Here is a 355-nt window from a genome sequence, read left to right as displayed (position 1 = left end):
CGTGAAGACGAAGTATTTTGAAGGATCATCATGATAGCTGTTGATTTTCTCAAGACCTACGCGATTAAGATCGCGCTTGTCCTGATAGTGTTCGTGGCAGGTGCCGCACTTGGCTACAAGCTGGGTTATGACTCTGCGTGGTCAACTCAGCAGGCCACCATCAACAAAATGGCCAAGGCCGAGAATGATCGCCGCGACAGCGATAATTCGCGGCTCAACAACGCGGAGCAAGCAGCACCGAAGCTAACTCAGCAGGCTGAGGCTAAGACTCAGGTTCAGGTACAGTATCGAGACCGTATCGTGAAGGAATACTACACGCGGAATCCGAGCCCTGAAGTGTGTGCGTGGTCGGCTC

General features: G+C 52.7%; 1 protein-coding gene. It reads left to right on the top strand.

Annotation, left to right across the window (positions count from 1 at the left end):
• Positions 1 to 30: 30 nt before the first annotated feature.
• Positions 31 to 355, top strand: a 325-nt coding sequence (locus AC1RPK_RS07665) for a hypothetical protein (protein ID WP_481769339.1), incomplete at its 3' end; no start/stop codon positions are given.

Source organism: Dellaglioa sp. CoH-55-MRSF-6 (genome assembly GCF_056782215.1).
The sequence above is the reverse complement of the archived record's forward strand: the minus strand, read 5'-3'. Positions and strand labels throughout refer to the sequence as shown.